The organism is Chitinophaga sp., from assembly GCF_036569185.1.
GTDB lineage: Bacteria > Bacteroidota > Bacteroidia > Chitinophagales > Chitinophagaceae > Chitinophaga.
Map to the genome: position 1 here is coordinate 1 of NZ_DATCRD010000352.1, position 3,637 is coordinate 3,637.

Annotated in this window: 3 protein-coding genes; all 3 read right to left on the bottom strand. The window is 48.7% G+C overall.

The features are described 5' to 3' along the window. A partial coding sequence (locus tag VIM72_RS26690; RefSeq protein WP_332005867.1) for a hypothetical protein occupies positions 1–376 on the bottom strand: 376 nt, incomplete at its 3' end. A 95-nt stretch (positions 377–471) separates the two neighbouring features. Continuing rightward, the gene (locus tag VIM72_RS26695) at positions 472–2,256 is read right to left on the bottom strand and encodes a RagB/SusD family nutrient uptake outer membrane protein (protein WP_332005868.1); all 1,785 of its coding nucleotides are present in this window, start codon (positions 2,254–2,256) and stop codon (positions 472–474) included. Positions 2,257–2,281: 25 nt separating this feature from the next. Continuing rightward, positions 2,282–3,637, bottom strand: a 1,356-nt coding sequence (locus tag VIM72_RS26700; protein WP_332005869.1) for a SusC/RagA family TonB-linked outer membrane protein, incomplete at its 5' end; no start/stop codon positions are given.

Genomic DNA, 3,637 nt, shown 5'->3' on the forward strand with positions numbered 1-3,637 from the left:
CATCAGACCTGTCCTTAAATACTTTGTCATTAATTATAAAACCATTGGCAATGGGCGTGATGGGTACTTTTAGCTGCGGCCACTTTTTAAGATCACTTAAAACACCCACCATTAAAATATCCTTTGCATAGTCGCTATCCGTTAATGCTGTTTCTTTTTTACGGATGCAGTTGCTGCCAAATGTGCTGCAGTAATCCGCAAGCATTGCCTCCAGGCCGGTGCTGCTATCCGGCGATGCAATCGTTGTTTGCCTGCCAATAATGGCCATTACCTTTTTTAAAGAACAGTCATAAGAAGGCAGGGTTGAGAGGTCCTTTGTCTGGGCGAAAGAAATTGTTGATACCAGAAAAAGGGTAAAGGTTGTTATTAATTTCATACGGCTTAGGGTTGGCTTCACCAATATAGCTTATTAAAACAAAAAAGTTGCAGGGGTGTCCTGCAACTTTTTTGAAATAAAATGAATCTCTTTACTTAATACCCGGGGTTCTGCACCAGTTTCGGGTTCCGGTCTATTGCATCCTGTGGTACGGGGTTCAGGTACATCTTTGAGGTAAATACATGCGGATGGTTCAGCGGCACCACTTCGTACTTCCACACGCCTGAATTGTTATTGGGTACTGTATTCGTGATCTTCATACCATGCTTGTCCACATTCATTACGGTACTAACGGTTTTCAGGCGGATGATATCATAGAAGCGCTTCTGCTCAAAGCAAAGCTCTACCCTCCTTTCATGATAGATAGCGGTCCGCATTTCTGCCTGGGATAGTCCGGGCGCCAGGTCGGGCAGGCCCGCTCTTTTGCGGACCTGGTTAATGGCGTTGTATACGCTGGCATCAGGCCCCACAGCTTCATTCTGTGCTTCTGCATATCCCAGCAATACTTCTGCATAGCGGTAATAAATAAAGTTAGCGCCGCTTACTGCGCCACCACCGGGCCGTACCAGCGGGTTAAGCCGCTTTTTAAAATAGTAGCCCGTGTTGCCTACGTCATCGGTCCCAAAATCAATCTGGTTTTTGGAAGGGTGTACCTTATCAATACGGGTATAGATGGTATCGCCTTTGTCCATCCAGGTCATTTTATAGGGGGCGCCGTCATACACGATCCAGTCGTAGAAGCGTTTCTCACGGCCTACATAGGGGTGCTGCGGATCATATCCGGAAGTGGGATCCGTAATGGATTTCCCGTTCGCCATAAAAAACTGGTCTACCAGCTCCTGCGTGGGGCAATAGTTGCCCCAGGTGTAGTAGGCGCCATTGATCCACACCGGACCGCCGTACTGCTCAAAGGAAGATCCCATTATGTTGGCCACTACCTGCCGGTCCCATACCACTTCCGAATGGTATTCATTGGCTTCGTACCAGATGGCGGAAGGATCGGGAAACAGCTCATATGCCTTACCGTTGCCATAGTTATCAATGAACTGTTTGAAGGTAGCAGCTGCCTTGTTCCAGCGTTGGGCATCGTAGTCATTATAACCGGCTACCTTATGGGGATCGTTGCCTGCGGCGGGTTGTGCAGCGTTAAATGCAGGGCTGGCAGCATAAAGCTCCACCCATCCTTTTAACGCCAGCGCAGCGCCAAGGGTGGCGCGGCCGGCATCAGCATCGCCTTTGTTGTATTTAGGCGGCAGGTGCCCACCTGTCGAAATGGAATCGAGCTGCGTGGTAATGAAACTCACTGTTTCCGCAAAGGTGCTCCTGGGAGTATAAATGGCAGCGCTGTCCATGGTACGCCTGTCTGCAGGAACAGTAATAATGGGCAGCCCCCCAATGTGCATCCACAGCTCACTGTAAAAAAAGGCGCGCAGAAAACGGGCTTCATCAAGCCGTTTATTCAGCCACTCCGGTGAGAAGTTGGCTGCGTTATTACGCACTTCCGTAATAAAGGTGTTGCACTTGCGGATGTTGGTGAAGGTAGTTGTCCAGTTGGTGAGATCTCCGGAACCGGTGATGCCGCCCCATATCGTATAGTCGTTGGAGGAAGCTTCTACAATGCCCTGTTTCCAGTTATACGACGTGTAATAAAAGCCGGCGTCATTGTCGTCGGTGAAATTATCCAGGTTCTCTGCCTGGTTCCAGTAGTTAGGTAATGCGCTGTAAATATCATTGAGGAAAAGATCGGCATTCCCTTCGGTGCTCCACTGGATGGCATCCGTAAGCTTTGTCTTATCTGTATTTTCCAGAAATTCCTTTTTGCACGACAGGATACTGAGCAACAGTATAGCAGCGGGCAGGAGACGTATGATTCGGGTCATAATATTTTAGTTTAACAGGATGAATCTAAAAATTCACATTTAGTCCAAACACAAATACCTTCTGGTTAGGATAGGCTGTTTCCAGGTCAGTATAGCCTACCTCCGGGTCCATAAATTTCATCTTGCTGAAAGTGAGCAGGTTTTGCCCGGATACATAACAACGAACGCTCTGCATCTTCATCGCTTTGGATATCCTGGCGGGAAGCGTGTATCCCAGCACTGCCGTTTTTAAACGGAGGTAACCCGTTTTCATCATCCAGAAATCAGAGTTCTGGGTGTTATTGGCGTAGGGCGACTGGTTTGCACGCGGATACTTTGCATCGGGTGTGTTAGGTGTCCAGTGGTTGTTATAGTATTCATAGGATGAATTACTATTGTTGTTGTTAAAGGGCACTGTTTGAAAACCACGGAAGTTCAGGCTGGCCAGCGCAGCTCCCTGGAAGAACAGGCTAACGTCAAACCCTTTCCACGAGGCGCTGGGCGTGAAGCCGTAAGTAATAAAAGGATATACCGGGTTACCGATCACAGTTTCATCATAGGAATCTATTTTTCCATCAGGCTTGCCATCGGGACCGCCTATATCTGCATAGCGGATATCGCCGGGATGCAGCACGCCAAACTGGGTAACGTTATATCCGTCTTCGCTGTTGATAATGCCATCGCTGTTCTTATCATCTGCCTGTGAGAACAATCCCAGCGCATGATAGCCGAATTGCGTGCCCAGGGGCCTGCCTGTTCTGCTGCGGTTGGGATTATCGTGTGTGGCGGCGGTCTCAAACACCTGGATCATTTTATTTTTGGCGTAACTGAAATTGCCGTTCAGGTTTAGCTGCAGGCCATTGGAGAAACGGTGGGTAGTACCGGCAGAAATGTCGATACCATGGTTTTCCATAATGCCCTGGTTTTCGTCGGAGAGGCTCAGACCGTATTCTACCGGCACCGTTACTGCCGGCGGCAGCAGCATGCCGGTCCTTCTTTCATGAAAATAATCTACTTCCAGTGTAAGCAACCCTTTCCATAAAGTAGCGTCTACGCCTATATCCGTTTTAGTGGATATTTCCCAGGTGATATTGGGATTGGCTTCCCGGGTAATGTTGGATCCCTGTACCATGCTGCCGTTACCGTAGGCATAGGCGTTGCCGTATAAATTATAGCCGTTCAGGTACTGGAATGCCGCACCGGCCAGGTTGCCTGATTTTCCCCAGGATGCCCGTAGCTTAAGGTATTCCAGCGGGGTGGCATGATCTGCTATAAAATTCTCTTCTGATATCACCCATCCTGCGGAGAAGGCCGGGAAATAACCCCAGCGTTTGCCGGGAGCAAAGTAGTAGTGGCCATCATACCGGCCGGCTGCTTCAAAAAGATATTTATGATCGTAGAT